Raw genomic sequence first — 26,539 nt, 5'->3', positions numbered from 1 at the left:
CCACCACCGTCTACATTCGACACTCGACTACCGCACTCCACACGAAGTCCGTGTCGGTTATCGTCAAGGTCTCGTCCTCGCGGCATGAAACCCCGGTGTCCGGTTCCTGGGGACAACCTCAAGGGTGTGAGGAATGCTTCGAGCCGGGGGCCGCCAGGGGTGGGGATGTCCAAGCCCCCGAGAGAGCACCGTCGGGGCCGCCAGTCCCTGGCAGCGTCCGCCGGTTCAATTCGAACCACCAGGCCCGCCAGACCACGGCAGCGTCCACCGGATCAATTCGAACCGCGAGGCCCGCCAGACCACGGCAGCGTCCGCCAGTTGAATTCGAACTACCAGGTCCGCCAGTCCACGGCACGGAGCGGCCGGTGGCACCCGTGTGCTGGGTGTCACCGGCCGCTGCTGGTCAGCTCGCTAGTTGCGGACGATGGTGAAGGTCGACGTCGTGTTCTTGATGTCCTGCGCGTTGTTGCTCAGGCGCAGGTTGTTGAACGTCACCGAACCCACCGCTGGGCCCTGGCCCGGTTCCGGCAGTTCGTTCGCCCACAGCCCGAAGCCGGACTTCGCGTCGTAGGCGTCGCCGCTCTTCTGCGCGCCGGAGATCGACACGTTGGTGAAGATGGTGTCCTTGATCGGGAACTGGGGGTTGCCGGGACTGCTGTAGTTCGTCTGGAACATGATTCCCGAGTACGTCGGGTCGACGATGTCGACGTCGCTGACCCGGATTCCCTGGAACACCTTCGACGCGGAGAACACCCAGATGCCGGGGAACGTCTGACCGCCCCAGAAGTGTCCGCCCGCACGCACGATCGAGATGTTCTCGAACTTCGTGGGCGGGTCCGCGCCGAAGCCGTTCATCGGGTAGCCGAAGTCGAGCGAGCTGATCGTGATGCCCGAGTACACCAGCGTGTCCGCGATGTAGATGTTGCGGAACGTGTTGGCGTAGCCGCCGTAGACCGCGACGCCCGCCGCGCGCCAGGTCAGGGTCGTGGACAGGTTCTCGTAGACGTTGTCCTTCATGTCCGCGCCGCCCGCGTCGATGGCGGAGAACAGGGCGAAGGCGTCGTCGCCCGTGGCGCGCGCGTCGTTGTTGACCACGTGGTTGTTGGTGCTGCCGTTGGTCATGTTGATGCCGTCGGCGAACATGTTGCGGATGCGGGAGTTCTTGATGGTCACGTAGTCGGTGTTGGCGCCCCAGTAGAGGCAGACCATGTGCTCGACCCAGATGTTGTCGATCACCATGTTGGCCACGTTCGCGAAGTCGAACACCTTGCCCGGCCCGTCGATCCTCGACGTGTAGTTGCCGAGGTAGGTGAAGTTCGCGAACGACGACCCGTTGGCCGTGCCCTCGGCGCGGAAGCCGACGTCGGTGTTGTCCTGGGTGGACGGTGCCAGGAACCTGGTGTACCAGGGGCCCGCGCCGACGACCTTGACGGCCTTGCCGTAGACCTGGAACTTGCTCGCGGTCTGGTAGTCGCCCGCGGGCAGGTAGACGCCGACCAGGTTCCCCGTCGTGTCCATCCGCACGCGGTCCAGGGCGTTCTGCACGTCCTGGTGGCCGAACCCGGTCGGCACGGCGTACTTGGCCGGGTCCGGGTTCGGGATCGCCGTCACCTGCTCGGTGTTGACGAAGTCGATCGCGTAGTTGGTGGTGTTGGCCGCGTCCTTCTGGAGCTTGATCTTCGTTCCCGCGGGGAACGACGAGTTGAGCATGGTGGCGGCCTCGTCGTAGATGTGCCGCGCCTCGCCGCCGGGCGAGTTGCCCGGACCGGCCTCGGGGCCGTAGAGCCACGCGTACTTGGACGTCAGCGGCAGCGCCTTGTGGAAGGTGCCGTTGACGTAGACGTTGATCGTGGCGTTGATGCCGCCGCCACCGGCCGCGTCCGGGATGGAGAAGCGGGTGACGAGCGTGTTGGTGCTCGCCCTGGTGGTGAACTCGACGTAGCTGCCGGTCGAGTTGAGCGTGACGGCCCTGCGGCCGGACGCCTCGCCCGCGACGTCGCCGATCCTGCGGTTCGGGCCCACGACGGCCGCGCCACCGCCGACCGCCGCGTCCTCCGCCTCCAGCATGTCGTACGGCATGTTCGCGCCGCGCCCCACGAAGAACGGCTGCTCGCTGGTGTTGTTGGGCCGCTTGACCGGCAGCTCGTTGGCGTCGTCGGCCAGCACGACCTTGACGGTGTACTTGCCGTTGGCGGCCGTCCAGGAGCCGAGGTTCACCGGGGACGTGGTGGCGCCCGCGGCGATGGCGCCGCTGTAGGAGCCGGTCAGCGTCCGCACGACGGAGCCGGTGGTGGAGTTGACCACCTGGAGGGTGATGCCGTGCGCGCCGCTCGCCGAGGCGACCGTGCCCTGGTTCTTGACGGCCACCGAGAACGCGACCGCGGTGCCCGCGGACGGGTTGCCCGGTGTCCAGCCGACGACCGCGACCAGGTCCGAGCTGGCGACCGGCGTGACGACCAGCGGGCTGGAGCCCGCGAAGCTGTTGTTGGTCTCGTTGGACTCGATGACGGTGTTGGCCTCGTCGACCTTGGCGGTCAGCGGGTAGCTGCCCGCGTCGCGCGGTCCGACGTTGACCGACGCGGTCGCCGAGGCGCCCGCGGCCAGCGCGCCGACGGTGGCGGTGCCCACCTTCGTCGTGCCGAGGTAGAAGTTGACGTTGGTCGCGCCGGAGGCGACCGCGCCCGCGTTGCGGACCACCGCCGAGAGCGTGACGGCGTCGTTCTCGACCGGGGCGTTCGGCGACCACGAGGCGCCGGTGATCGTGAGGTCCGGGTTCGGCGCGGGGACGCCGACGACCTGGAACTCGGCGATCTGACCCGCCGGGGCGCCGGTGTTGGACGTGATCCGGAGCTGGACGTCGGCCAGGGACGCGCCGCCGACCGGGATCGTCACGATGTTGCTCGACGCCGGGTTGAACACGTAGTTCGCCGCCGGCACCACGTTCGTGAAGCCGGACGCGCTCTGCTCGCGGCCCAGCACCTGGATGTTCTGCGTGCGCGTGCCCCACGAGCTGTCCGGGTTGAGCTTGAGCACGACCGAGTCGACGGCGGCGTTCGCGCCGAGGCTCACCGCGAGGGTGTTCGGGTACGAGCCGCCCGCGCCCTCCCAGTAGGTGGCGGTGCTGTTGTCGTTCGCGTTGGTCGCGACGAACGTGAACACCGACGAGGACGCGGTGATCGGCTTGCCCACGGCCAGGTTCGTGCCGCCGGGACCGCCGGTCCCGTTGCGGGTCACGGTGTTGCTGTTGGCCGACTGGTTGCCCGCGGCGTCCTTCGCCCGCACGTGGTAGGCGACCGTCGCGGTGCCCGGCTGCGTGTCGGTGTAGGTGAGGACGTTGCCCGCGACGCTGGTGCGCAGCGAGTTGTTGGCGTAGACGTCGTAGCCCGTGACGCCGACGTTGTCGGTGGAGCCGCTCCACGTCAGGCGGATCTGGCCGGTGCCGGGCTCGGTGAACGCGAGGCCGGTCGGCGCGGTGGGCGCCTGCGTGTCACCGCCGGTCGGGCCGTAGACCTCGAACTCCGAGAGCTGACCGGCCTGCCACCCGGTGTTCGCCGTGATGGTCACGCGCACGTACCGGATCGTGGTGGCGGCGACGTCGACGGTGACGGTGTTCCCGCTCGACGGGGAGAACACGTAGCCCTTTGACGGGGCGAGGTCGGAGAAGGCGCTGCCGTTCGTGCTGCCCTGCACCGACAGCGTCTGCGTCCTGGTCTCCCACCCCGTCGGCAGCTTCAGCACGACCTTGTTCGTGGCGACCGACGACCCGAGGTCCGCCTGGATCCACTGGGGGAACGAGCCCCCGCTCTCCCAGTAGGTGGCCTGGTTGCCGTCGTTCACGTTGGCCGCGGGGTACTCCCCGTGGGCGCTGCTGGCGGAGACGGAGACGGCGGCCGCGGCGAGCCGGGCGCCCAGGGCGTTCTCCTGGGCGGGCGCCGCGTGCGCCGGAAGGCCCGGCCCGGCGAGTGCCACGAGGCAACTCGCGAGCAACGCGGCGGTGAGCCGCGTGATCAGGCTTGTGGTTCTCATCGCTGTCCTCTCTGCAGGGGAGGGAGACACCTCTGGACATGCCGGTGGGAGGGCTGCCGGTCAGGGGCAGGGGGATGACCGGTCGTCGGGGATGAATCGGCGTCCAGGCGGAATTACGAAGCTCTGCTAGTAATTTCCAAGATCATGCAACTTTTTTGCGTCGAGTTGAGCAAGAGTTACAGACGCGCTACAGCTACGTCAACGGTTGCGCGACCGCCGGGTCACCCCTCGCGCACGGCGGGGACCGTTCGGTCCAACGAGGACGACCGAACGGCGGCGGAACAGGCGCGGATCGCCGGTCAGGCGGTCAGGCGGTCTCTTGCGGAGCCGGTTCGACCCCGGCGGCCCGCTTCGCCACGCGGCGGGCGGCCACGGCACCCACGACGGTCATGACCACCAGCGCGGCGACCGAGAACAGGAAGACGGGGGACGTCGGGTCCTCTGCCGTGCCGCCGAGCGCGGTGTAGACGACCACGCCGGGCGCGATGCCCGCGCCGGTCCCGAGGACGAAGCCCCGCAGCCGCAGGCTGGTCACCGCGAGCACGTAGTTGAGCAGCGCGAACGGCCCCAGCGGCAGCAGGCGGAGCACGAACACGGTGGCGGCGCCGTACCGGTCGAGCAGGGCGTTGACGCTCGCCATCCGCTCCCCCGCCAGCCGCTCGACCGCGTCCTTGGACAGTCCGCGCCCCACCAGGAACGACCCCGCCGCGCCGAGCACCGCGCCCACCCACACCACGGGGACGCCGAGCACGGGGCCGAACAGCAGGCCCGCCACGGCGCACAGGACGGAGACGGGCAGGAAGCACGTGGTCGCCGCGGCGCAGAGGACGATGAACGCCACCGGGCCCAGCACGCCGAGGTCCGCGACCCACGCCTTGGCCGCCTCGACCGCGTCGACGCCTCCGGTCAGCGCCAGCCCGATCGCCGTCGCCAGGAGGGCGAGCAGCAGCCCGAGCCGCGGCCAGGGAGAGCGGACCAGGCGCTCGACGCCGCTCGGGCCTTCCTCGACCTGCACCGCGACACCCTCTCCGTGGACCACGCGCGATGCTAACCGGGACCGGTACCGGCGAGGGCGCGACGCACGTCCCCGAACGACTGGAACCGCACGGCCGGATAACGGAGAACAGCGTCACGATCCGACAACGCCGGCCGTCGGCGGTGGCTCGGGCTCGGCCGTTCGCCCGGCTTCCGCTGCGCCTTCCGGCCTACGCGCGGTACCGGTCCGGGAAACTCGGGAGAGAACCTTGACGACCGAATTTCGGAGCTGTTAACTCCACCACAACACCACTGGAACCGGTTCCGGGACCGGTTCCACCACTTCGAGAGAGCGCTCTCTCAGGATGGCCGGCCGACCGTGGAGGACCACGCAGGCCGGTCGAAACGCGCCCACAACCCTGCCCTCCCCCGGGCTTCTGGCCGTCTCCTCATTCCGACAGGCAGGAACATGAGACTCGCTGTCGCGTCATCACCGTCCCCCCGCCGCTCCCTGCGCAGGCTGTCCGTGCTCGTGGTCGCCACCGCGACCCTGCTCGGCGCCCTCTCCTCCACCGACTCCGCGCCACCGGCGAACGCCGCGCCCGTCCTGCTGTCGCAGGGCAAGCCGGTGACCGCGTCCTCGACCGAGAACGCCGGCACGCCCGCCACCGCCGCCGTCGACGGCAACGCGGGCACCCGCTGGTCCAGCGCGGCCTCCGACCCGCAGTGGCTCCAGGTCGACCTCGGCGCCACCTCGACCGTGAACCAGGTCGTCCTCAACTGGGAGGCCGCCTACGCGCGGTCGTTCCAGGTCCAGACCTCCGACAACGCCTCGACCTGGACGTCGATCTACACGACGACCACCGGCACGGGCGGTGCGCAGACCCTGGACGTGACTGGCACAGGCCGTTACGTCCGGGTGCTCGGCACCGCCCGTGCCACCGCCTACGGCTACTCGCTGTGGGAGTTCCAGGTCCTGGGCACGCAGGGCGGCAACCCCCCGCCGCCGACCTGCGGCTCGGCCAACTCGGCGCTGAACAAGACCGCCACGGCGTCCTCGACCGAGAACGCGGGCACGCCCGCCTCGGCGGCCGTCGACGGCAACGCGGGCACCCGCTGGGCGAGCACCGCGGCCGACCCGCAGTGGTTGCAGGTCGACCTCGGCTCGTCTCAAACGGTGTGCAGGGTCGGGTTGAGCTGGGAGGCCGCCTACGGCAGGTCGTTCCAGGTCCAGGTCTCGGAGAACGCGTCGACGTGGACGACCGTCCACACGACGACGACCGGAACCGGCGGGAACCAGGGTTTCGACGTCAGCGGGACTGGCCGTTACGTGCGCGTGTTGGGTACGGTGCGCGGAACCAACTACGGCTATTCCCTCTGGGAGTTCTCGGTGAACACCGTCGGTGGCACCGTGGACGTGCCCGTGACCGACCCGCGCAACCCGGACTTCGGTCCGAACGTGTCGGTCTTCAGCCCCAGCACCCCCGCGGGTGAGATCCAGGCGAAGCTGACGGCTGTCGCGAACCAGCAGCACACCAACCAGTTCGGCCCTGAGCGCTTCGCCCTGCTGTTCAAGCCGGGCAGCTACACCGCCGACGTGAACCTGGGCTTCTACACCCAGGTCGCCGGTCTGGGCCTCTCGCCGGACGACGTCAACCTCAACGGCCACGTGCGCGTCGAGGCCGACTGGCTCCAGCAGGGCGACAACCCGAACAACAAGGGCAACGCGACGCAGAACTTCTGGCGCTCCGCCGAGAACCTCTCGGTGACGCTGCCCGCCGGGCAGATCGAGCGCTGGGCCGTGTCGCAGGCCGCGCCGTACCGCCGCATGCACCTCCGCGGCCAGGCGCAGCTGTGGAACGGCGGCGACGGCTGGGCGTCGGGCGGCTTCATCGCCGACTCGCGCATCGACGGCGTCATCGAGTCCGGTTCGCAGCAGCAGTTCTACACCCGCAACAGCGACCTCAACGGCGGCTGGTCGGGCTCGGTGTGGAACATGGTGTTCCAGGGGACGAACGGCGCTCCGCCGCAGCACTTCCCGAACCCCTCGCACACGACCATCGACCAGACCCCGCAGGTCCGCGAGAAGCCGTTCCTCTACCTCAACGGCGCGGGCGAGTACAACGTCTTCGTCCCGGCGCTGCGGAACAACTCCCGCGGCACCACCTGGGGCAACGGCGCCCCGGCCGGTGAGTCGATCTCGCTGAGCCAGTTCTACGTGGTCAAGCCGGGCTCCTCGACGGCGACCGTCAACGCCGCGCTGGCGGCGGGCCGGAACCTGCTGTTCACCCCCGGCATCCACCACCTCAGCGAGTCCATCAGGGTGACCCGCCCGAACACCGTCGTGCTCGGCCTCGGTCTGGCCACCCTGCTGCCCGACAACGGCACCGCGGCCATCTCGGTGTCCGACGTGGACGGCGTGAAGCTCGCGGGCCTGCTGGTCGACGCCGGTCCGGTCAACTCCCCGGTCCTCGTCGAGATCGGCCAGGCGGGGTCGTCGGCCAACCACTCGGCGAACCCGACCTCGATGCACGACCTGTTCATCCGCATCGGTGGCACGGGCACGCTCGGCCGCGCCACGGTCAGCCTGCGGGTCAACAGCAACAACGTCATCGGCGACCACATGTGGCTGTGGCGCGCGGACCACGGCGCGAACGTGGCGTGGAACCTCAACACCGCGGCCAACGGCCTGGTCGTCAACGGCAACGACGTGACGATGTACGGCCTGTTCGTCGAGCACTACCAGGAGTACCAGACCATCTGGAACGGCAACGGCGGCAAGACGTACTTCTACCAGAACGAACTGCCGTACGACCCGCCGAACAACGCCTCCTGGAGCAGCGGGAACGGCAACCAGGGCTGGGCGGCGTACAAGGTGGCGGACTCGGTCAACACCCACCAGGCGTGGGGGCTGGGCAGCTACGCGTTCTTCCAGGCGAACCCGGCCGTCGTGGCCAGTCGCGGGTTCGAGGTGCCCAACAAGCCGGGCGTCCAGTTCCGCGACCTGGTGGCGGTCTCGCTCGGCGGGGTCGGCACGATCACCAACGTCATCAACAACGTGGGTGCCACGGCCAACCTGGCGAACCAGGTCAGCTACGTGGTCAGCTACCCGTAGAACCGGGTGTGGACGTCGAGCACCGCGGGACCCGTCCGGGTCCCGCGGTGCTCCGCGTTCCCGGCCCCGCTACTCGCAGGCGATGCCGTCGTTGTCGCTGTCGAGCTTGTAGACGTCGCTGCCGATCACCCGGATCGGACCGCTGACGTAGGCCGGGCCGTTGCCGCTGCCGCCCGCGCAGTCGACGTCGCTGGCGATCGGGACGCAGCCGGAGTAGTTCTGGTCGCAGTCGGACGCGGGGGCGGGGGCGGGTTCCGGTGCCGGAGCGGGCTCGGGTGCGGGCTCGGGCTTGGGTGCCGGCTGCTGCGTGACGGGCGGGGGTGCCACCACGGGCTGCTCCACCGTCGTCGTGGTGGTGGTCGTGGTGGTCGTCGTCGTGGTGGTCGTGGTGGGCGGTGCCGTGGTGGTGGTCGTGGTGCGTGCGGCCTTGGTGGTCGTCGTGGAGGCCTCGGCCGCGGTCTTGGTGGTCGACGGCTGCTCGGTGCCGCCGTTGGCCAGACCGATGACCACCAGCAGGCCGACGACGGCCGCGACGATCCACGCCGGACGGTGCTTCGAGAACGGGCCCGTGGGCCGCGCGGGCAGCGGGGCCACCGGCGCTCCGACGGGCGCGTAGGCGGTCGGGTCGGGCGCGGGCGGCGTGAAGACGGTCGGGGCGGGCGGTGCGGGCGGAACGAAGGCGGTCGGGGCCTGTGCGGGCAGCGGGAGGACGCCGTCGCCGTGGCGGGGCAGGCTCAGCACGACCTCCAGGCCCCTCGCGCCGCGCTGGACGGTGGCCGTGCAGCCGGGACGGCCGCCCTGGGCGATCACCTGCGTGACGAGCGGGGCGTAGCGCCGGGACATCAGGTGGGTCAGCTCCCCGACGCGCTTCCCGTCCAGCCGGACCTCGATGCCGCGTTCGCCGCGGTACTTGCCGGAGCTGATGGTGCACCACGCGAGTTCGACGGCGACGTGCCGCTGTTGACCGTCGGTCACGGTGTAGCGGGCCAGCGCGAGCTGGTGGTGCTCCTCACGGGTGACCGTGACGGACACCTCGGCGTCCAACTTCACCAGTCCCGTCGCCGAATTCTCGATCACCGTGCACTCCAGACGCTCAACGGACGTTCGTATGCCTGACCATCGGCGGCGCGCGCAGGTCGTTACCGTCCGCTACGAACGGGTCACGGTTCCCCTGACCGGGTAACGGACGGGCGGGGCAGCCCGATCGGCGCGTCGCTTCCAGGCGGTGCGGTCGCGGGTGTCGACCTACTCTCCACTCGTGGACCTGCCCGTGATGCCGCCGGTGAAGCCGATGCTCGCGCGATCCGTTCCCGAGGTGCCCGAGGCACCGGGGATGTCGTACGAGCCGAAGTGGGACGGGTTCCGCTGCGTGGTGTTCCGCGACGGCGACGAGGTCGAACTCGGCTCGCGCAACGACCGGCCGTTGACCCGCTACTTCCCCGAACTGGTCGACCTGCTGTCGACGGTGCTGCCGCGGCGGTGCGTGGTGGACGGCGAGATCGTCGTGGTGACGGGCGCCGGGCTCGACTTCGACTCGCTCCAGCTCCGCCTGCACCCCGCCGCGTCCCGCGTGCGCAAGCTCGCCGAGGAGACACCCGCGAGCTTCGTCGCGTTCGACCTGCTCGCATTGGGGGACCGGGACCTGACCGGGTTGCCGTTCTCGGAGCGGCGGGCCCTGCTGGCGGACGTCGTGGACGGGGACCTGGCGCGGGTGCACCTGACGCCGCTGACGACCGATCCGGTGGTGGCGCGGGACTGGTTCACGCGGTTCGAGGGGGCCGGGTTCGACGGGGTCGTGGCGAAGCCCGACGCGCCCTACGAGCAGGACAGGCGGGTGATGTGGAAGGTCAAGCACGAGCGGACCGCGGACTGCGTGCTGGCCGGGTTCCGGTGGCACAAGGACGGGGTGGGGGTCGGCTCGCTGCTGCTGGGGTTGTTCGACGAGGACGGGGTGCTGCACCACGTGGGGGTGGCCAGCAGTTTCACGGCTGCTCGGCGGAGGGAACTGGTGGAGGAGTTGGAGCCGTTGCGGAGGGACGCCCTGGAGGGGCATCCGTGGCGCGGGTGGGCTGAGGCAGGCGCGTCCGGGGCGGCGTCCGGGCGGGTTCCCGGTGGGCAGAGCCGGTGGAGTGCGGGGAAGGACCTGTCCTGGGAGCCGTTGCGGCCCGAGTGGGTCGCCGAGGTTCGGTACGAGAACGTGGCCGGGGGGCGGTTCCGGCACATGAGCCGGTTGGTGCGGTTCCGGTGGGACCGGGAGCCCGCGTCCTGTACCTACGGGCAGTTGGAGGTTGTGGCCCCGGCTGAGTTGGGGAGGTTGTTCGGGGGGTCTGGGTGAGGGGTGTTGTGGCCCCTGTTGCGAATTCCGGCTTTGAGGGCGGCTTCCGGCGTGGGAGCGGTGGTGGCTGCGGCTTCCAGCGTGCTGTGGCCGATTTGACTTGGGGGCCCCTCATCCGACCCTTGATCGGGCTTGGGGGCAGGTGGTGAAGCCCTGCCCGATCACTAGTTCAAGGGTCAAATCCCCAAGTAAAATCGGCCACGTCCCGTGGCCGGTCGGCCCGAGTTCGCAGTGGGTCAAGCCCGTGTTCGCAGCAGGTCAACCCGTGTTGGTGGCCGGTCAGCCCGAGTTCGCGGTGGGTCGGCCCGTTGTGTCGATCCTGGGGCGATCGGCCAATTGTTCCCGCTGCGTCGTGCCCCTGTCTTCGCCTTGTTCCCTGTCTCGCCTTGTTCCCTGTTTCACCGGTGGCTCTGCCCTGGTGTGCTCTGCTCTGGCGTGCTCTGCGTTGGTGGGAGATGTGCGGCGCCGGCGGGCGTTGTGCCCACCAACCCACCGGCGCCGCGGGGAGCAGGTCTTGTGCGGCCTCGGGTCGAGCGAACCCCTCAGTCGCTCGACCTGCGGCCTTCTCTCGCGGCGTGAGTCGCGAGTGCTCCTACGGCCGGGCTGTTGCCGCTGGTCTGCCCCAGGCTGCTGGGCGGACCGCTGAGGGGCGGGTTCGGCCGTGGTGTTCTGGTCTGGTCAAGCAGACCGTGGCTCGTGCTTGGCGTAGTTCGGCGGCGTTGACCACGCAGGTCTCGACCGCTCTTCCGTTCCTCACACCGTCCGACACGGGTGCTATCCCAGCAGATCGGTCAGGCGATCCTGTCGTCCGGGAGCTCCAACAGCTCGTCCAGGACAGAACACGCAGGTCCGCGCCGTCGCCAGGAGAACCTGGCCGGGGCGAGGACGTTCTGCTCGTCCGCGGGCATCCGGGTCGCGACGGCGTCGTCCTCGGTGTGCAGGCGGACCACGTCGATCACGTTGTCGTGCGCCCGGACGCCGACCACGGCGGCCAGCTCGCCGCGCGCGTCGGTCGGGTGCAGGAACTGGAAGCCGCGCGCGATGAGTTCGCGCAGGCGGACCTCAGCCCGCTCGGTGGTGTCAACTGGTGAAGTCATCGAATTCGCCGTCCTTGGCGCCTGCCAGGAATGCCGTGATCTCGGCACGGGTGTAGACCAGCGCTGGTCCGTCGGGGAAGCGCGAGTTGCGCATGGCGATGTCGCCGCCGGCCAGTGCCGCCACCTCGACGCAGTTCCCGACGGCGCCGCTGTAGCTGCTCTTCGTCCACGTCGTACCGGCGAGCTGCGCCGCCGGCATGCCGTTGCGGATCTCGTTCTCCACGACACCACCCTCAGAAGCCTCAGAGGTGCATCTGCACGTGCATCTGGCTGAGCAGAGAACGTAGCACCCAGTTTCGCACGGGTAAATGCACGTGCAGATGCGAGGGGTAGCCCGATCGGGTTAAATTTCCGCGCGCACCTTTGCCAGCATCTGGCGGGTGCGGTCGGGGGTCAGAGCGTCTACGGTCAGCCGGTCGAACACGCGGCTGTAGAGCTCCACCTCGTCACGTTTGTCCAGGTAGAGGGCACCGGCGAGGTGTTCGATGTAGACCAGGTCCGGCAGCTCCGGCTCACCGAACCGGAGCATGGTGAACGGCCCCTCCGCTGCGTAACCGCTGAGCTGGTAGGGCACCACCTGAAGAGTGATCTGCGCCTGTTTGGTGAGGTCCAGCAGATGGTCCAGTTGGGCGAGCATGATGTCGCGTCCGCCGATGGGGCGGTGCAGCACGGACTCGTCGACGACCGCCCACAGCCGCGGCGCACCGGGCCTGTTGAGGATCCTCTGGCGGTTCATCCTGAGGCGGACGCGGCGCTCGACGTCCTGCCCCGCGGAGTCCGGTCTGCCGTGGCTCGCGATGGCGCGCGCGTAGTCCTCGGTCTGCATCAGGCCGGGGACGAACTGGAGCTCGTAGGTGAGGATGCGGGTGGCCGCCTCCTCCAGTCCGACGTAGTCCTGGAACCAGTCCGGCATGAGGTCGTTGAACCGGTGCCACCAGCCCGGTTGGTTGGACCGCTTGACCATCTCCAGGAACGTCTCGCGGTCGGCCTGGTCCGTGACGCCGTACATCGTGAGGAGGTCGGCGACGTCGCGCTCCTTGAGACCGACCCGGCCGAGCTCCAATCTGCTGATCTTCGATTCGGAACCCCGAATCGAATATCCGGCGTCCGCGCGGGAGATCTCGGCGGCCTCGCGCAGCCGCCGCAACTGGGCCCCGAGGACGATCCGCAGAGCGGTAGGTCCACCGGACGAGGCAGCGGGATCAACCGTGGTCATAACCGTCCTCCTGCGATTCCCGGCACCTGCGTCCACCCGTGACAGCCGGTCCACCCGAACAGCGGTTGCGCTCAGCGAAGGCCTCGAAGCCCGGTAACCGAACGTACACCGCCTGTCCCCAAGGTCAACTTCGTGCCTGATGCTCGCACTTCGAGCCCATATGCTTACGCTAGGTGCACTGTGATCCGGTGCACACACTCCCCCGGAAAACAACGCTCTGTGAGGCCCCAGATGCCTGGTAGCCCGTCCCCGTCGGACGTTGCCGCACCCGTCTACATCGACACGACCAAGGCGAGCATCGCCAGGGTCTACGACGCCTTCCTCTACGGGAAGGACAACTACGAGATCGACCGCGAGGTCCTCCGGCGCGTGCAGCGGGTGGCACCGGAGGCGGCGACGCTGGCGTGGGACAACAGGGCGTTCCTGATCAGGGCGAGCCGGTTCATCGCGAGCCAGACGGGCATCACGCAGTTCCTCGACCTCGGCTCCGGGCTGCCGACGGCGGAGAACACCCACCAGGTCGTGCAGCGGCTCCAGCCCGACGCGACGGTCGTCTACGTCGACAACGACCCGGTGGTGCTGGCGCACGGGCGGGCGCTGCTGGAGGAGAACGACCAGACGCACTTCACCGCGGAGGACATCTTCGAGCCGGAGAAGATCCTGGAGAACGAGGTCGTGCGCAAGCACATCGACTTCGACAAGCCGGTCGCCCTCTTCCAGATGGGCACGCTGCACCACTACGACGGCGAGCGCTCCCCCGCCGACATCATGAAGGCCTACGTCGACGCGCTGCCGTCGGGTTCCTACGTCGGGCTGTCGCACTTCTACGACCCGCAGACCGAGGAGCACAGCGAGCTGGCCCGGCGCATGGAGGAGACCTTCCTGCACAGCCCGATGGGCACCGGCGTGTTCCGCAAGCGGGACGAGATCCTGGCGATGTTCCCCGGCCTCGACCTGATCGACCCCGGTCTGACGCTGTGCGCCGAGTGGTGGCCGGACGGCCCGCAGATCAAGCCGCTCGACCAGGTGTCGTACTGCATCGTCGGCGCGGTCGGCCGCAAGCCCTAAGCACAGCGCCACCGCGCGTGGGCCACACGATCGGGTGACATTTGCCGCCGTTCGGCCTCACGTGGGTGTCCTTGGACGGGTGGGGGCACCCGCGTGACCGGCCACTTCCCCGGTGACTTGACCGGCAACGGTTGTAAGTGTGCACTCACATACATGTCGCTCACCGAGACACCCCGCTCCACCGCCGACGCCCGTCGCACGACGGTCGTCGCCAAGGCGGTGGCGGTCTTCGGCCGCGGCGGCTACCACGCCACGCCGGTCACGGACGTCGCGAACGCCGCCGGGATCTCCCAGGCGTACGTGCTCCGGCTGTTCGGCGGCAAGCTCGGCCTGTTCACCGCCGCGCTCGACCGCTGCTACCTGCTGATCCGCGAGGCCCTCACCGCGGGCGCGGAGCAGGTGCCGGACGGCACGCCCGCCGAGGTGCTGGAGGCGATGGGCGACGCGTACGCGGGGCTCATCGCCGACCGCGACCTGCTGATGCTCCAGATCCACGCGCAGAGCGCGTCGGACGTCCCGGAGATCCGCGACGCGGTGCGGCGCGGCTACGCGTCCGTGGTCGAGCACGCCAAGGAGCTGTCCGGCGGCGGCGACGCCGAGGTGCAGCGGTTCATCGCCCTGGGCCAGCTCTGCCACCTGATCGTCGCCGCCGACCTGGGCGCGGTCGACGCGAACTGGGCCAGGGTCCTGACGGCCGGGATGCGCCACCCCTCCTGACCCCCGACACCGTGCCCCACCCGCGTTCCTGCACGCCCGCAGAAGTATGTGACCACTCACAAACATGAGCAGCACGCCATGGCGCGAACCATCGAGACCGTCCTCCCCGGCGTCGTGGAGCCGACCGGTCACCGCCGTCGGCGCGGGCGTGTCGCCCTCACTGGTGGGCGGGCGCCTCGCCGCGCTGACCAAGACCGAGCCCTGGCGAGCCACGTGGTGCTGGACGCCGCCGACCTGGTGCCGGTCCCCGACGGCGTCGGCTCCACGCTCGTCCAACTCGCCCGGCACGCCGGTATCCGGGTGATCGGCACCGCGTCGCCACGCCACCACGACACCGTGACGGCTGGGCGCACCACCGGACCCCCGACCTCCCGGCACGGGTGCGGGCGCTCGCACCGAACGGGGTCGACGCGGTGTTCGACCACGTCGGCGGTCCCGGCGTGGTCGACTCGTTCCGACTCCTGGCGAAGGGCGGGACGCTCGTGTCCTACGGCAGCGCCTCCCCCCGCGACGACGGCGGGTCGAAGCGGCTCCCCGTGCTCAAGCTGATCGGCAGGCTGCCGTGGTGGAACCACCTCCCCAACGGCCGCAACGCCACTTCTACAACATCTGGGCGGGCGTACGCCGCACGGCGGCGTTCCGCTCCAGGCCGGCCCGAGGACCTGGGCCGCGTGTTCGACCTGCTCGCAGCCGGCACGGTGACCGCACAGGTCGCCGCGACGTTCCCGCTGACCGAGGCCGCGGCGGCGCTCACGCTCGCCGAGTCCGGCACGGTGGCCGGGAAGGTCGTGCTCGTCCCCGCCACCGACGCCTGACGCCGTGCCCGCGGAATCCACAGTGGACCCACCCAGCCGTGACCGGTTCCGCTCGGGGGACGCGCCCCGCGCCCTCTCCGATCGGGCAGGTGGTCACCCCCTGCCCTTCACCCCGGTCGAAGGGCCGGATCCAGGGGCCCCGAGCACAACCGGCCACACCCACGACGCGAACGACCGGACCGCCTTCCACGTACCAACCGCGCGGTGGCCGACCGCACCAGCTCGATCACCCGCCGAACCACCCGGCGACGTCCAACCGGAACCCGTCCGCGGGCACCACCGCGCGCAACCCGCCTTCCAGGTCCCGCAACCGCCGCTCCCCCAGCACCTCCGCCCACTCCCCCCGCAACCGGTCGAAGATCTCCGCCGACCGCTCCAGCGCGTCGATCCCGTGCGGCGTCAGGCGGACCAGCTTCCGCCGGGCGTCCACGGGGTCGTCGACGCGTTCGGCGTACCCCAGGACCTCCAGCCGGTCCACCGTCTTCCCGGCCGCCTGCTTGGAGATCCCGAGCCGTCGCCCCACGTCGCTGGCGGTGGCGCCACCGACGCCGATGGCCTGCATGGCGAAGCCGTGGGCGGGCCGGACGTCCGGGTGCCCCACCAGCGCCAACTCGGCGTGCAGGCGGTCGATGAGCGAGCGGAAGCCCGCGAACAGCAGCAGCGGCAGCTCGAACCCCGGCTCAGCCATTGCAAAACTCGACAACCAGGTTTACGGTTTGGTCAACCACGTTGTCGATTCTAGGGGAAGTGCGCCATGTTCACCGACCACACCACCGACACCGCGCCACCGGCCGCGCGCAAGACCATGACCGCGATCGAGACCAGGGTCGGGCGACTGCCCCCCGCGGTGGCCAGGATGGCCGAGTCACCGGAGCTGCTCGACGGTTTCCTCAGGAGCAGCGGACTGTTCGACGCGTCCACACTGGACCCGGTCGCGCGCGAGGTCGTCGTCATGACGATGGCGACCCGCAACCCCTGCCACGTCTGCGTCGCGGTGCACACGGCGAAGCTGCGCGCGCTGGACGCCGACGAGGACCTGGTGGTGGCGCTGACCGGGGGCGGACCGCTGCCGGACGAGAGGCTCGACGCGCTCCGGACGTTCACGCTGGAGGTCCTGCGCACCGGGGGCGAGGTGGACGACGACACGCTCACCGCGTTCCTGCGCAACGGTCACACGCGCCGCAACGCGCTGGAGGTGGTGCTGGGCATCGGCGCCTACACGATGTCCACGCTGGCGAACAGGATGACCCGCGCCCCGCTCTAGCGCGCCGCCCACAGCGCCGTCCAGCGGGCCTCCAGCTCGGCGAACGCCTCGTCGTCCAGACCGTAGGTGCTCAGCACGGCCATGGCCGACGGCGCGTCCACCAGGACGAGCAGGCCCTCGCCCCAGGCGTCGACGGTGACGCCGACCTGGTTGGCGGACCGGAACCACGGTTCCCCGTCGAGGTCGACGGTCTCCAGCAGCGTCGTCGCCGGGCCGTCGCCGGAGAAGTACAGGGTCCGCCGCTCCGCACCGGGCTGCCGCTCCACGGCGAACCGCAACTGCTGGAGGAACGTCGTCCACCCCTCGGTGACGAGGTCGTGGAAGGCGTCCGCGTCGTCCCCGCGCGGCGCGCGGTCCAGCACGACCGCGGTGCCCTCGCCCGACGGGGTCAGCCGGAAGCGGTCGCCGCCGCTCAGCGCGAGGACGTGACCGTCCTCGACGACGTCGGTGAAGTAGATCTGCTCGACCTCGGCGTCGAGGCCGTCGTAGTCCCACCCGTGCCACCGGCGGACCACCTCCTCGTCCCGCAACGCCTTCCACACGGTGTCGAGCGGCGCGGCGACGGTGACTTCGAGTCCGGACACGGCTGACCTCCACGGAGACGGCTAATCAGGTCCACAATGCCAGTTCCACGGCTACCGGAGGAGCGGAACGGGATGACGGGCTGGACGTTGCGCGGTGGGACCGACCCGGACTCGGCGAACCTGGCCGCACTGCTGGCGCACCGGGGGTTCGAGGGGCTGTCCGAGGCCCTGCTGTTCGGGATCGGCGGCGGGATCGGGGCCGGGTACATCCTGTTCCAGTTCTCCCACGACGGCGGCCGCGTCGTGGGGGTGGGCTTCGACAACACGTGGCAGTACCTCGGCAGGCGGGTCGACCGGACCGTGGAGCGGCTGGGGATCGCCGTCGACCGGCACCGGACCGCGGGCGGCGCCGGGGCGGCCAAGCGGCTGACCGCGGAGCTGGAGCGGGGCAGGCCGTGCCTGGTGTGGCCGGACCGGTACCACGTGGGCTACTGGCACCTGCCCGAGGCTCTGGACGGGTTCGGCGGTCACTCGATCGTGGTCTACGGCGAGAGCGGCGGCCGGGTGCTGGTGGACGACCGGAACCTGGCGCCGCTCACCGTCGACCGCGCCGACCTCGACCGGGCGCGGGCGCGGGTGGGCACGTTCCGCAACGCGCTGCTGGTCGTCGACGACGAACCGCGCGAGGTGGACGTCCGGAACGCCGTCCGGGCCGGGCTGGCCGACGTCGTGGAGCACCTCGGCAGGCCGTCGGACTCCTTCGGGCTGCCCGCGTGGCGCAAGTGGGGCCGGATGATGACCGACGAGCGCGCCGCGAAGGCGTGGCCGAGGGTGTTCGCCGACGGGGTGGGGCTGACGGGCGCGCTGCTGAGCGTGTGGGAGGGCGTCGAACCGGCCGGGATGACCGGCGGGAACCTGCGACCGCTGTTCGCGGACTTCCTGGACGAGGCGGCGGCGCTGCTGGACGTCCCCGCGCTCGCCGACGAGGCGGTGCGCTGGCGCGGCATCGCGGAGCGGTGGCACGAGCTGGCGGAGGTGGCGCTGCCCGCGGACGTGCCCGTCCTCGCCCGGCTGCGGGAGCTGACCGCCGCGGTGGCGAACGGGGTCGCGCGCGGCGACGAGGGCGCGGAGGACCGCGCGACCGCCGCGGCGGAGCTGTGGGAGCTGCGGGCCGCCCACACCGCCGAGCCGCCGTTCGACGGTGCCGCGACGGGAGAGGTCTTCCGCCGCACGGGCGCTGCGCTGCTGGGCCTGCACGCTGCCGAAACGGCCGCGATCTCGGCCCTCGCGGAGGTGAGGGTCGGTTAACCTGCCCCGGTGGAGTGCACACCGACGTTCCTGCGGGCCCGCAGGCCAGAGCACAAGCAGCAGCGCTACGACGCGATCCGCGCCGCCGCTCGCGCGCTGGCCGTCGAGCGCGGCGTCCGGTCGGTCAGCCTCGGTGACATCGCCGCGGCGGTGGGTGTGCACAAGTCGGCGATCCTGCGGTACTTCGAGACGCGCGAGGAGATCTACCTCAGCCTCGGGGCCGACGCGTGGAGCGAGTGGAACCGGGCGGTGCACGCGGAACTCGACGGCGTGGTGGACGGGTCGCCGCGGCTGGTCGCGGACGTCCTGTCGCGCACCCTCGCGGAACGGCCGCTGCTCTGCGACCTGCTGACCCAGGCCCCGCTGACCCTCGAACGGCACGTGTCCACGAGCGCGCTGCGGTCGTTCAAGGTGGAGCTGCTGGAGGCGGCCGAGTCCCTGGCCGAGCTGGTGGGCCGGGTGGTGCCGGAGGTCGGGCCCGAGCGCGGGTTCGACGTCATCGGCGCGCTGGCCTGCTTCGCGGCGTCGCTGTGGCAGGTCTCGCACCCGTCGGAGGAGCTGGCCGCGCTCTACGCCGCGGAACCGGAGCTGGCACGCGGGTGCCCCGACTTCGTGCCCGCCGTCCACCGCTTCACCCTGGTGTTCATCACGGGCCTGATCGCGACCGAGGACTAGCGCCGCACCGAATGGCAAAAACGGTGAAAGGCCGTGCGCGGCGGCGGGTGGTGCCGATGCGCGGTGGTGCCTACGGGTGATCGCTCGATCACTCCGAGCAGCATGGCGCTGAGCCGTTCGGCCGCGTGCCACCGGGTGCGGCTCCCCCGCCGGGCTACCCTGGCCGAGGAGCGCATGGAGGTGGTGGTGGACGTCGACCTGCGGAAACTCCGGTACTTCGTCGCGGTCGCCGAGGAGTTGAACTTCCGCCGCGCCGCCGAGTCGTTGCACGTCGCGCACCAGGTGCTGTCCCGCCAGATCAGTGCGCTGGAGGGCGAGCTGAAGGCCCGGCTGTTCCTGCGCGACAAGCGCGGCACCGAGCTGACCCCGGCGGGCGCGCAGCTGCTGACCGACGCCAGACCGCTGCTCGCGAACGCCGACGCGCTGCGCCGCAGGGTGGGCAGGGTGGCGCGCGGGGCCGACCGGTTCACCGTGGGGTTCGTGCCGGGGCTGGTCGTGTCGGCGGCGATCCGCGTGCTGGCGTCGCGGCACCCCTCCCTCACCGTCGACGTGGTGCGCACCGGCCCGCACGACCAGACCGACGTGGTCCACGACGGGCGGGTGGACGTGAGCTTCGTGCGGCTGCCCGTGGACCAGCGCGGGCTGCACCTGCGGCCCCTGTTCACCGAACCGCGCGCGGTCGTGCTGCCGGTGGGCCACCGCCTGGCGGGGGCGACGTCCGTCGGCATCGCCGACCTCGCCGACGAGCACCTGGTGCAGGACCCGGACTCGGTGCCGCAATGGCGTGACACCGCCGCGGAACGGCGCACCGGGCGGCGGTCCGCCGCGCCTGCCGTGCGCACGGTGGAGGAGGAGCTGGACCAGGTCGCCGCGGGAGCCGGGGTGCTGGTGCTGCCGCTGTCGGTCGCGGGCTTCCACACCCGCCGCGACCTCACGTCCGTGCCGGTCTACGACATCGGCCCGTCGCACGTCTGCCTGGCGTGGGACGCCTCCCGGCGGAGCCCGCTGGTCCACGAGTTCGCGGCCATCGCCGAGGAGCACCACCGGGCGCGCCAGGCCACCTGAGACGATAAGAGGACACTGGCCTGTTGTTAAGTGGACGCCGTTCTATTAACGTGGCACCCAAGTGGGGTACGCCATGAACGGAGCTGCAACGTGGTCGAGATCCGAATGCGGGTCAACGGCGTGACCGAGAAGGTCGACCTGTCACCGCAGGTCAGCCTGCTCGACGCGCTGCGTGGGGAACTGGGGTTGACCGGTACCAAGAAGGGGTGCGACCAAGGCGCCTGCGGCGCCTGCACGGTGCTGGTGGACGGGGAGCGGATCAACTCCTGCCTCGCCCTGGCCGTCCAGTACGACGACCGCGACATCACCACCGTCGAGGGTCTGGCCGACGGGGGCGAGGCGCACCCGCTCCAGAGGGCGTTCATCCGCAACGACGGCCTCCAGTGCGGCTACTGCACCTCGGGGCAGCTGTGCTCGGCCGTCGGGATGCTCAGCGAGCACGCGGCAGGCGCGCCGAGCGCCGTGACCGAGCACCTGTGCGACACCGACGTGGTCCTGTCGGACGACGAGATCCGGGAGCGCATGAGCGGCAACCTGTGCCGCTGCGGCGCCTACAACGGCATCGTCGCGTCCATCAGGGAGGTGGCGGCGCCGTGAAGACCTTCGCCTACCTGAGCGCGCCGGACGTGCCGAGCGCCGTCCGCGCGATCTCCACCGAGCCGGGGGCGAAGTTCCTCGGCGGCGGGACCAACCTGGTCGACCTGATGCGCGAGGGCGTCGAGGCGCCGGACACGGTCATCGACATCACCCGCCTGCCGCTGACCGGGATCGAGGAGCTGCCCGACGGTGGCGTGCGGATCGGCGCGCTGGTCCGCAACAGCCACCTCGCGGCGAACCAGCTCATCCGGAGCCGCTACCCGGTGCTGTCCCAGGCGCTCCTGACCGGCGCGTCCGCGCAGCTGCGCAACATGGCGACGGTCGGCGGCAACCTGTTGCAGCGCACCAGGTGCCTCTACTTCTACGACGGCGCGGCGGCGTGCAACAAGCGCGAGCCGGGCAGCGGGTGCGACGCGATCGGCGGCTTCAACCGGGGCAACGCGATCCTGGGCGCCTCGGAGAGCTGCATCGCCACCCACCCGTCGGACATGGCCGTCGCGCTGGTGGCGCTGGACGCGGTCGTCGAGGTCGAGAGCGTGCGCGGCACGCGCCGGATCCCGCTGGTGGACTTCCACCAGCTCCCCGGCACGACGCCGCAGGTGGAGACCGCGCTGGCGGCCGACGAGCTGATCACCGCCGTCGAGCTGCCGCCGCTGCCGCTGGCCGCGACCTCGCGCTACCGCAAGGTCCGCGACCGCGCGTCGTACGCGTTCGCGCTGGTGTCCGTCGCCGCGGCGCTGGAGGTCGAGGGCGGTGTCGTGACCGGCGTGCGGATCGCGCTCGGCGGCGTGGCCACGAAGCCCTGGCGCGCCCACGAGGCCGAGCGGGTCCTGCTCGGCGCACCGGCCACCGACGAGTCGTTCCAGCGCGCGGCCGAGGCCGAGCTGGCGCCCGCTGTCGCCAGGTCTCAGAACGAGTTCAAGATCGAGCTGTCGCGGCGGGCGATCGTCGCCACGCTCCGCAGGCTGCTGACCGAGGGAGGCGCGGCGTGACGCAGGTCCAGAACCCGCCGGTCGTCGGAACCACGTCGACCGGCAAGTACGTCGGCCGGGCGATCGACCGCGTCGACGGGGCCGTGAAGACCGACGGCAGCGCCACGTTCGCCGCCGAGGTCCCGTACGCGAACCTCGCGCACGCCGTGCTCGTGCACTCGACGGTCAGCCGCGGCCGGATCACCGCCATCGACACGACCGCCGCCACCGCGCTCGACGGCGTGATCTCGGTGATCACCCACGAGAACGCCGTGCCCATGCGGCCTCCCGCGAAGGTGAGCCCGGTCGACATCGACTCGATGGCGCCGGGAACGATGGTCAACTACCTCAACACCGACGAGGTGTCGTGGAACGGCCAGCCGATCGCGGTCGTCGTCGCCGAGACGCTGCACGCCGCGCACGAGGCGGCCTCGCTGGTCCGCGCCACCTACGACGTCCAACCGTCCACGGTGGACTTCAAGGCCGAGGCGCCGAACGCGGAACCCCAGCCGAGCAGCCTGATCCTGCCGTCGGGCGGGAGCAAGGGCGACGCCGAGGCCGCGCTGGCCGCCGCGCCCGTGTCGGTCGACCTCCGGTTCACCACGCCGATGCACCACCACAACGCCATCGAGCCGCACGCCACCACGGCCGCGTGGGACGGCGACAGGCTGACGGTGCACGACGCCTCGCAGAGCGTCGTGTGGATCCGCAAGCACCTGGCGCACAAGTTCTCCGTGCCCGCGGAGGGCATCCGCGTGATCGCCCCGTTCGTCGGCGGTGGGTTCGGCGGCAAGGCCAACGTGTGGGCGGGCACGATCCTGACCGTGCTGGCCGCGCGGATGACCGGTCGGCCGGTGCGGATGCTGCTCACCAGGGAGGGCGTCTACCGGACGGTCGGGGGGCGCACGCCCACGATCCAGCGGGTGGCCCTCGGGGCGCGCCCCGACGGGCACCTGACCTCGTTGATCCACACGAGCGTGTCCCAGCTGGGCAGGGTCGGCGGCATGGCGGAGCCCGTCACGTCGCAGTCGAGCCACCTGTACGCGGCGGACAACATCCTGCTGAAGCAGGACGTCGTGAAGCTGGACCAGATCGCGAACACGTCGATGCGGGCCCCCGGTGAGGCGATCGGCACGTACGCGATCGAGGTCGCGATCGACGAGTTGGCCTCCGAGCTGGGCATGGACCCGATCGCGCTGCGGATGCGCAACGAGCCGGAGACGGACCCGATGCACGGGCGGAAGTTCTCGCACCGGATGCTGCGCGAGGCCTACGCGCGCGGGGCGGAGCGGTTCGGCTGGGCCGACCGGGCTCCCGTTCCGGGCGCGACGCGGGACGGGCGCTGGCTGGTGGGCACGGGTGTCGCCACGGCCTACCACCCGTCGTTCCAGCTGCGCGCCAACGTGACCGTGCGCGTGTCGGTCGACGGCGGGGTGCTGGTGCGGTGCGGGTTCCAGGAGATGGGCATGGGTGGAGCCACCGCCCAGGCCCAGATCGCGGCGGACGCGCTGGGGGTGCCGTTCGAGTCGGTGCGGGTGGAGTACGGCGACACCGCGCTGCCGTTGGCCCCCATGGCAGGCGGGTCGGCGCAGACGGCCAGCGTCGCGACCAGCCTGCTCGCGGCCTGCGAGAAGCTGAAGAAGTCCGTGCTGGAGCTGGCGGGGAAGTCCCCGGAGTCGCCGCTGCGCGGGGCTCGGCTCGCGGACCTGTCGGCTCGCGACGGCGGGCTGTTCCACGGCGGCAGCGGTGAGACCTACGCGTCGATCCTGGCTCGGGCCGGGGTTCCCTCCGTCGACGAGGCGATCGGGTCGGAGACGAAGCTCGGGAACCTCGTCGGGAACGTGAAGTTCATGTCGAAGTTCATGATGGACCGGCGGCGGTGGGTGAAGGCGGCGTGCGGCGCGCAGTTCTGCGAGGTGCGCGTGGACGTCGACACCGGCGAGGTCCGGGTGTCGCGGTGGCTCGGGGTGTTCGACGTGGGCACCGTGATCAACGCGAAGACCGCCACCAGCCAGCTGCGCGGCGGCATCGTGATGGGCATCGGCGCCGCGCTGTCCGAGGAGTCGCTGGTGGACCCGCGGTCCGGGCGGATCATGAACCCGAGCCTGGCCGAGTACCACCTGCCGGTGCACGCCGACGTGCCGACCATCGACGTCGAGTACCTGGACGTGCCGGACCCGACCATGCCGCTGGGCCTGCTCGGGATCGGCGAGGTCAGCATCACCGGCGTCGCCGGAGCCATCGCGAACGCCGTGCACCACGCCACCGGCAAGCGGGTGCGCGACCTGCCGATCACGCTGGACAAGCTGCTCTGACGGCTCGTACCGGATCGGGAACCGTTGCCCGCCAACGGTTCCCGATCCGGCGTGCCGCGGGACGGACGCCGGTCCGCGGGCCGCGCCGGACCCCGTGGTCCACGTGGTCGCGCCGGTGTGCGCGGCACCCCGGCGGTGCCGAACGCTTCGGGAGCGCCGCGTCACACCACCGCGAACCAACTTGTTGGTCGGTTAGCCTGGATCCGTGACAGGACAAGCAGTCGACGTCCACCGCCCCTCCACACCCCTCGCCACCCGGTCCCCCACGACCGTGGTGGCGGTCCTCGCCTCCGGCGGGCTGGCGGCGTCGCTGATGCAGACGATCGTCATCCCGCTGGTCCCCGAGTTCCCCCGGCTCCTGCGCGCGTCCCCGGTCGACACCTCGTGGGTGATCACCGCGACGCTGCTCGCCGCCGCCGTCATCACCCCGGTCAGCGGGCGTCTCGGCGACCTCTACGGCAAGCGCCGGATGCTGGTGGTCAGCCTGGTGACGCTCGCCGCGGGCTCGGTGATCTCCGCGCTGGCCGAGTCGGTGTGGCCGATGGTCGCGGGCCGGGTGCTCCAGGGCTGCGCGATGGGCGTGGTGCCGCTGGGCATCAGCATCATGCGCGACCAGCTCCCGCCGTCACGGGTCGGCGCGGCCATGGGGCTGATGAGCGCGACGCTCGGCGTCGGCGGCGCGATCGGCCTGCCGCTGTCCGCGGTGGTCGCCCAGCACACCCACTGGCACGTGCTGTTCTGGGGCTCAGCCGTCCTCGGCCTGGTGTGCGCCACCCTGGTCAGGACGCTCATCCCGGAGAGCCCGCGAGCGCCGAGGGCCCGGTTCGACCTGCTCGGCGCGGTGTGGCTGTCGGTCGGCCTCACGGCCCTGCTGCTGGCCACGATCAAGGGCGGGGGCTGGGGGTGGACCGGCGTCCCGACGCTCGCGCTGTTCGGCACCGCGGCGGTCCTGCTGCCGCTGTGGGCCCGCTACCAGCTTCGGACCACCGATCCCCTGGTGGACCTGCGGGTGTCGGCCCGCCGCCCGGTGCTGCTGACCAACCTGTCCGGCGTCCTCATCGGGTTCGCCATGTACGCCTCCTCGCTGCTGTTCCCGCAGCTCCTCCAGGCTCCGGTGGAGACCGGGCAGGGCCTCGGGCTGTCGATGGTCGGCGCGGGTCTGGCGGTCGCGCCGCTGGGCGTGGTGATGATGCTGCTGTCGCCGTTCTCCGCCCGGATCTCCGACCGGTTCGGCGCGCGGACGACGCTGCTGGTCGGGGTGGCGGTCATCGCGGTGGGCAACGGGATGGCGGTCGTGCTGACCTCGGCGGTCTGGCAGGTCGTGGTCGCCTCGGCGATCATCGGCGGCGGCATCGGCATCGCCTTCTCCGCGATGCCCGCGCTGATCATGGGGTCGGTGCCGCTCGGCGAGACGGCGTCGGCCAACGGCGTGAACACCCTGATGCGCTCCATCGGCACGTCCACGGCCAGCGCGGTGCTCGCGACCGTGCTGGCGAACACCGCCACGGCCACCGGCCCGTCGCGCTTCGGCTTCCACGTGTGCTTCATCGCCGCCGCGGGCGCGGCGCTCCTGGGGCTCGCCGTTGCCGCGTTCATCCCGAAGGGCACGGCATGATCGACGGATCCCGACCACCAGGAGGAGCAGCATGACCGACACCGCGCCCGTCTCGGACCTGCGGGGCTGGAAGCACCGACCGTTCACCGCGGCGGGCATCACCCACGACTGCTTCGAGAAGGGCGAGGGCCCGGGGGTGGTGGTGCTGCCCGAGATCCCCGGCATCCACCCCGAGGTGCTGGGCTTCGCCGACCACCTCGTCGACCAGGGGTTCACCGTGGTCCTGGTGTCGCTCTACGGCGTGCCCGGCAAGGAGGTCTCGACGGGCTACGGGCTGTCGTCGATGGCGAAGGTCTGCGTGTCGAAGGAGTTCCGCGCGCTCGCCACCAACGCGCACCGCCCCGTCACCGACTACCTGCGCGCGGTGTCCCGCGACCTGGCCGCCCGCACGCCCGGCAAGGGCGTCGGCGTGATCGGCATGTGCTTCTCCGGCGGCTTCGCGCTCGCCGCGGCCGTGGACGACGTCGTGCTCGCCCCGGTGATGAGCCAGCCGTCGGTGCCGTTCCCGTTCGGCGCCGCCCGCAAGCGCGACCTCGGGCTCTCGCCCGCCGAGGCCGACCGGATCGTCGCCCGCACGAGGGACGAGGGCCTGTGCGTGCTCGGGATGCGGTTCAGCGAGGACTTCATGGTCCCCGGTGAGCGCTTCCAGCACCTGCGGGAGCGGCTCGGCGACGCGTTCGAGGTGATCGAGCTGGACTCCGGGCCGGGCAACGGGGGCGGCTTCACGACGAAGGCCCACTCGGTGGTCACCGGTGAGGTGCGCGACCGGCCGGGCCACCCGGCGCTGGGCGCGCGGAACCGGGTCGTGGAGTTCTTCCGCGAACGCCTCACGGCGTGAGCC

At 71.1% G+C, this 26,539-nt stretch carries 22 protein-coding genes; 14 read left to right on the top strand and 8 right to left on the bottom strand.

Features of this window, described 5'->3' with window-relative positions; genetic code table 11:
- Window positions 1–411: 411 nt before the first annotated feature.
- A complete protein-coding gene (locus AC156L_RS42385; protein WP_330879061.1) occupies window positions 412–4,026 on the bottom strand; it encodes a CARDB domain-containing protein in 3,615 nt (1,204 codons plus the stop codon).
- A gap of 307 nt (window positions 4,027–4,333) precedes the next feature.
- Window positions 4,334–5,065 carry a TVP38/TMEM64 family protein gene (locus AC156L_RS42380; protein WP_330879060.1) on the bottom strand — a complete coding sequence of 244 codons (732 nt, stop codon included), beginning with the start codon at window positions 5,063–5,065 and terminating at the stop codon, window positions 4,334–4,336.
- A gap of 405 nt (window positions 5,066–5,470) precedes the next feature.
- Between AC156L_RS42380 and AC156L_RS42375 the strand changes: the two genes are divergently transcribed.
- On the top strand, window positions 5,471–8,116 hold the full coding sequence (locus AC156L_RS42375) for a discoidin domain-containing protein (RefSeq protein WP_330879059.1): 2,646 nt from the start codon (window positions 5,471–5,473) through the stop codon (window positions 8,114–8,116).
- Between the two features lie 69 nt (window positions 8,117–8,185).
- On the opposite strand, the gene AC156L_RS42370 is transcribed toward AC156L_RS42375, so the two are convergent.
- A complete protein-coding gene (locus AC156L_RS42370) occupies window positions 8,186–9,193 on the bottom strand; it encodes a hypothetical protein (RefSeq protein ID WP_330879058.1) in 1,008 nt (335 codons plus the stop codon).
- Window positions 9,194–9,374: 181 nt separating this feature from the next.
- Between AC156L_RS42370 and AC156L_RS42365 the strand changes: the two genes are divergently transcribed.
- Window positions 9,375–10,451 carry an ATP-dependent DNA ligase gene (locus AC156L_RS42365; protein WP_330879057.1) on the top strand — a complete coding sequence of 359 codons (1,077 nt, stop codon included), beginning with the start codon at window positions 9,375–9,377 and terminating at the stop codon, window positions 10,449–10,451.
- A gap of 791 nt (window positions 10,452–11,242) precedes the next feature.
- Here the strand turns inward: AC156L_RS42365 and AC156L_RS42360 are convergent.
- The 3 genes from AC156L_RS42360 to AC156L_RS42350 form a co-directional block, all read right to left on the bottom strand.
- Window positions 11,243–11,548, bottom strand: coding sequence for a hypothetical protein (locus AC156L_RS42360; RefSeq protein ID WP_330879056.1), 306 nt, complete (start codon window positions 11,546–11,548; stop codon window positions 11,243–11,245).
- Complete coding sequence (locus AC156L_RS42355) at window positions 11,532–11,747, bottom strand: DUF397 domain-containing protein (RefSeq protein ID WP_330879064.1); 216 nt, start codon at window positions 11,745–11,747, stop codon at window positions 11,532–11,534. The genes AC156L_RS42360 and AC156L_RS42355 overlap by 17 nt, the downstream gene beginning before the upstream one ends.
- 144 nt (window positions 11,748–11,891) lie before the next feature.
- The gene (locus AC156L_RS42350) at window positions 11,892–12,764 is read right to left on the bottom strand and encodes a helix-turn-helix domain-containing protein (protein ID WP_330879055.1); all 873 of its coding nucleotides are present in this window, start codon (window positions 12,762–12,764) and stop codon (window positions 11,892–11,894) included.
- A 231-nt stretch (window positions 12,765–12,995) separates the two neighbouring features.
- Between AC156L_RS42350 and AC156L_RS42345 the strand changes: the two genes are divergently transcribed.
- From AC156L_RS42345 to AC156L_RS42335, 3 genes are all read left to right on the top strand, one after another.
- A complete protein-coding gene (locus AC156L_RS42345; protein ID WP_330879054.1) occupies window positions 12,996–13,832 on the top strand; it encodes an SAM-dependent methyltransferase in 837 nt (278 codons plus the stop codon).
- Window positions 13,833–13,985: 153 nt separating this feature from the next.
- Window positions 13,986–14,549 carry a TetR/AcrR family transcriptional regulator gene (locus tag AC156L_RS42340; RefSeq protein WP_330879053.1) on the top strand — a complete coding sequence of 188 codons (564 nt, stop codon included), beginning with the start codon at window positions 13,986–13,988 and terminating at the stop codon, window positions 14,547–14,549.
- A 380-nt stretch (window positions 14,550–14,929) separates the two neighbouring features.
- Window positions 14,930–15,364 carry a zinc-binding dehydrogenase gene (locus AC156L_RS42335; protein ID WP_330879052.1) on the top strand — a complete coding sequence of 145 codons (435 nt, stop codon included), beginning with the start codon at window positions 14,930–14,932 and terminating at the stop codon, window positions 15,362–15,364.
- A 226-nt stretch (window positions 15,365–15,590) separates the two neighbouring features.
- Here the strand turns inward: AC156L_RS42335 and AC156L_RS42330 are convergent, their stop codons facing one another.
- Entirely contained in the window at window positions 15,591–16,052 is a 462-nt protein-coding gene (locus tag AC156L_RS42330) for a MarR family winged helix-turn-helix transcriptional regulator (protein ID WP_330879051.1), read from the bottom strand.
- 66 nt (window positions 16,053–16,118) lie between these two features.
- On the opposite strand from AC156L_RS42330, the gene AC156L_RS42325 reads away from it, so the two are divergent.
- Entirely contained in the window at window positions 16,119–16,628 is a 510-nt protein-coding gene (locus AC156L_RS42325) for a carboxymuconolactone decarboxylase family protein (RefSeq protein WP_484407846.1), read from the top strand.
- Here AC156L_RS42325 and AC156L_RS42320 read toward each other — a convergent pair.
- Window positions 16,625–17,212, bottom strand: a complete 588-nt coding sequence (locus AC156L_RS42320) for an SRPBCC family protein (protein ID WP_330879049.1) — start codon at window positions 17,210–17,212, stop codon at window positions 16,625–16,627. The genes AC156L_RS42325 and AC156L_RS42320 overlap by 4 nt on opposite strands.
- Window positions 17,213–17,284: 72 nt before the next feature.
- On the opposite strand from AC156L_RS42320, the gene AC156L_RS42315 reads away from it, so the two are divergent.
- The 8 genes from AC156L_RS42315 (at window position 17,285) to AC156L_RS42280 (ending at window position 26,536) form a co-directional block, all read left to right on the top strand.
- A complete protein-coding gene (locus AC156L_RS42315; protein WP_330879048.1) occupies window positions 17,285–18,460 on the top strand; it encodes a BtrH N-terminal domain-containing protein in 1,176 nt (391 codons plus the stop codon).
- Window positions 18,461–18,469: 9 nt separating this feature from the next.
- Window positions 18,470–19,135 carry a TetR/AcrR family transcriptional regulator gene (locus AC156L_RS42310; protein WP_330879047.1) on the top strand — a complete coding sequence of 222 codons (666 nt, stop codon included), beginning with the start codon at window positions 18,470–18,472 and terminating at the stop codon, window positions 19,133–19,135.
- Window positions 19,136–19,237: 102 nt separating this feature from the next.
- Complete coding sequence (locus tag AC156L_RS42305) at window positions 19,238–20,200, top strand: LysR family transcriptional regulator (protein ID WP_330879046.1); 963 nt, start codon at window positions 19,238–19,240, stop codon at window positions 20,198–20,200.
- 90 nt (window positions 20,201–20,290) lie between these two features.
- Window positions 20,291–20,797, top strand: a complete 507-nt coding sequence (locus AC156L_RS42300) for a (2Fe-2S)-binding protein (protein ID WP_330879045.1) — start codon at window positions 20,291–20,293, stop codon at window positions 20,795–20,797.
- Window positions 20,794–21,789 carry an FAD binding domain-containing protein gene (locus tag AC156L_RS42295; RefSeq protein WP_330879044.1) on the top strand — a complete coding sequence of 332 codons (996 nt, stop codon included), beginning with the start codon at window positions 20,794–20,796 and terminating at the stop codon, window positions 21,787–21,789. The genes AC156L_RS42300 and AC156L_RS42295 overlap by 4 nt, the downstream gene beginning before the upstream one ends.
- A complete protein-coding gene (locus AC156L_RS42290) occupies window positions 21,786–24,083 on the top strand; it encodes a xanthine dehydrogenase family protein molybdopterin-binding subunit (RefSeq protein ID WP_330879043.1) in 2,298 nt (765 codons plus the stop codon). The genes AC156L_RS42295 and AC156L_RS42290 overlap by 4 nt, the downstream gene beginning before the upstream one ends.
- 205 nt (window positions 24,084–24,288) lie before the next feature.
- Window positions 24,289–25,698, top strand: a complete 1,410-nt coding sequence (locus tag AC156L_RS42285) for an MFS transporter (protein ID WP_414720035.1) — start codon at window positions 24,289–24,291, stop codon at window positions 25,696–25,698.
- A gap of 31 nt (window positions 25,699–25,729) precedes the next feature.
- A complete protein-coding gene (locus AC156L_RS42280) occupies window positions 25,730–26,536 on the top strand; it encodes a dienelactone hydrolase family protein (RefSeq protein ID WP_330879042.1) in 807 nt (268 codons plus the stop codon).
- Window positions 26,537–26,539: the final 3 nt, after the last annotated feature.

The organism is Umezawaea sp. (genome assembly GCF_057122925.1).
The sequence above is the reverse complement of the archived record's forward strand: the minus strand, read 5'-3'. Positions and strand labels throughout refer to the sequence as shown.

Bases quoted from the DNA above. Each gene is read 5' to 3' on its own strand.
- AC156L_RS42385 (WP_330879061.1), bottom strand. From the start codon at position 4,026: ATGAGAACCACAAGCCTGATCACGCGGCTCACCGCCGCGTTGCTCGCG.
- AC156L_RS42375 (WP_330879059.1), top strand. From the start codon at position 5,471: ATGAGACTCGCTGTCGCGTCATCACCGTCCCCCCGCCGCTCCCTGCGC.
- AC156L_RS42360 (WP_330879056.1), bottom strand. From the start codon at position 11,548: ATGACTTCACCAGTTGACACCACCGAGCGGGCTGAGGTCCGCCTGCGC.
- AC156L_RS42355 (WP_330879064.1), bottom strand. From the start codon at position 11,747: ATGCCGGCGGCGCAGCTCGCCGGTACGACGTGGACGAAGAGCAGCTAC.
- AC156L_RS42350 (WP_330879055.1), bottom strand. From the start codon at position 12,764: ATGACCACGGTTGATCCCGCTGCCTCGTCCGGTGGACCTACCGCTCTG.
- AC156L_RS42345 (WP_330879054.1), top strand. From the start codon at position 12,996: ATGCCTGGTAGCCCGTCCCCGTCGGACGTTGCCGCACCCGTCTACATC.
- AC156L_RS42340 (WP_330879053.1), top strand. From the start codon at position 13,986: ATGTCGCTCACCGAGACACCCCGCTCCACCGCCGACGCCCGTCGCACG.
- AC156L_RS42330 (WP_330879051.1), bottom strand. From the start codon at position 16,052: ATGGCTGAGCCGGGGTTCGAGCTGCCGCTGCTGCTGTTCGCGGGCTTC.
- AC156L_RS42325 (WP_484407846.1), top strand. From the start codon at position 16,119: ATGTTCACCGACCACACCACCGACACCGCGCCACCGGCCGCGCGCAAG.
- AC156L_RS42315 (WP_330879048.1), top strand. From the start codon at position 17,285: ATGACGGGCTGGACGTTGCGCGGTGGGACCGACCCGGACTCGGCGAAC.
- AC156L_RS42305 (WP_330879046.1), top strand. From the start codon at position 19,238: ATGGCGCTGAGCCGTTCGGCCGCGTGCCACCGGGTGCGGCTCCCCCGC.
- AC156L_RS42280 (WP_330879042.1), top strand. From the start codon at position 25,730: ATGACCGACACCGCGCCCGTCTCGGACCTGCGGGGCTGGAAGCACCGA.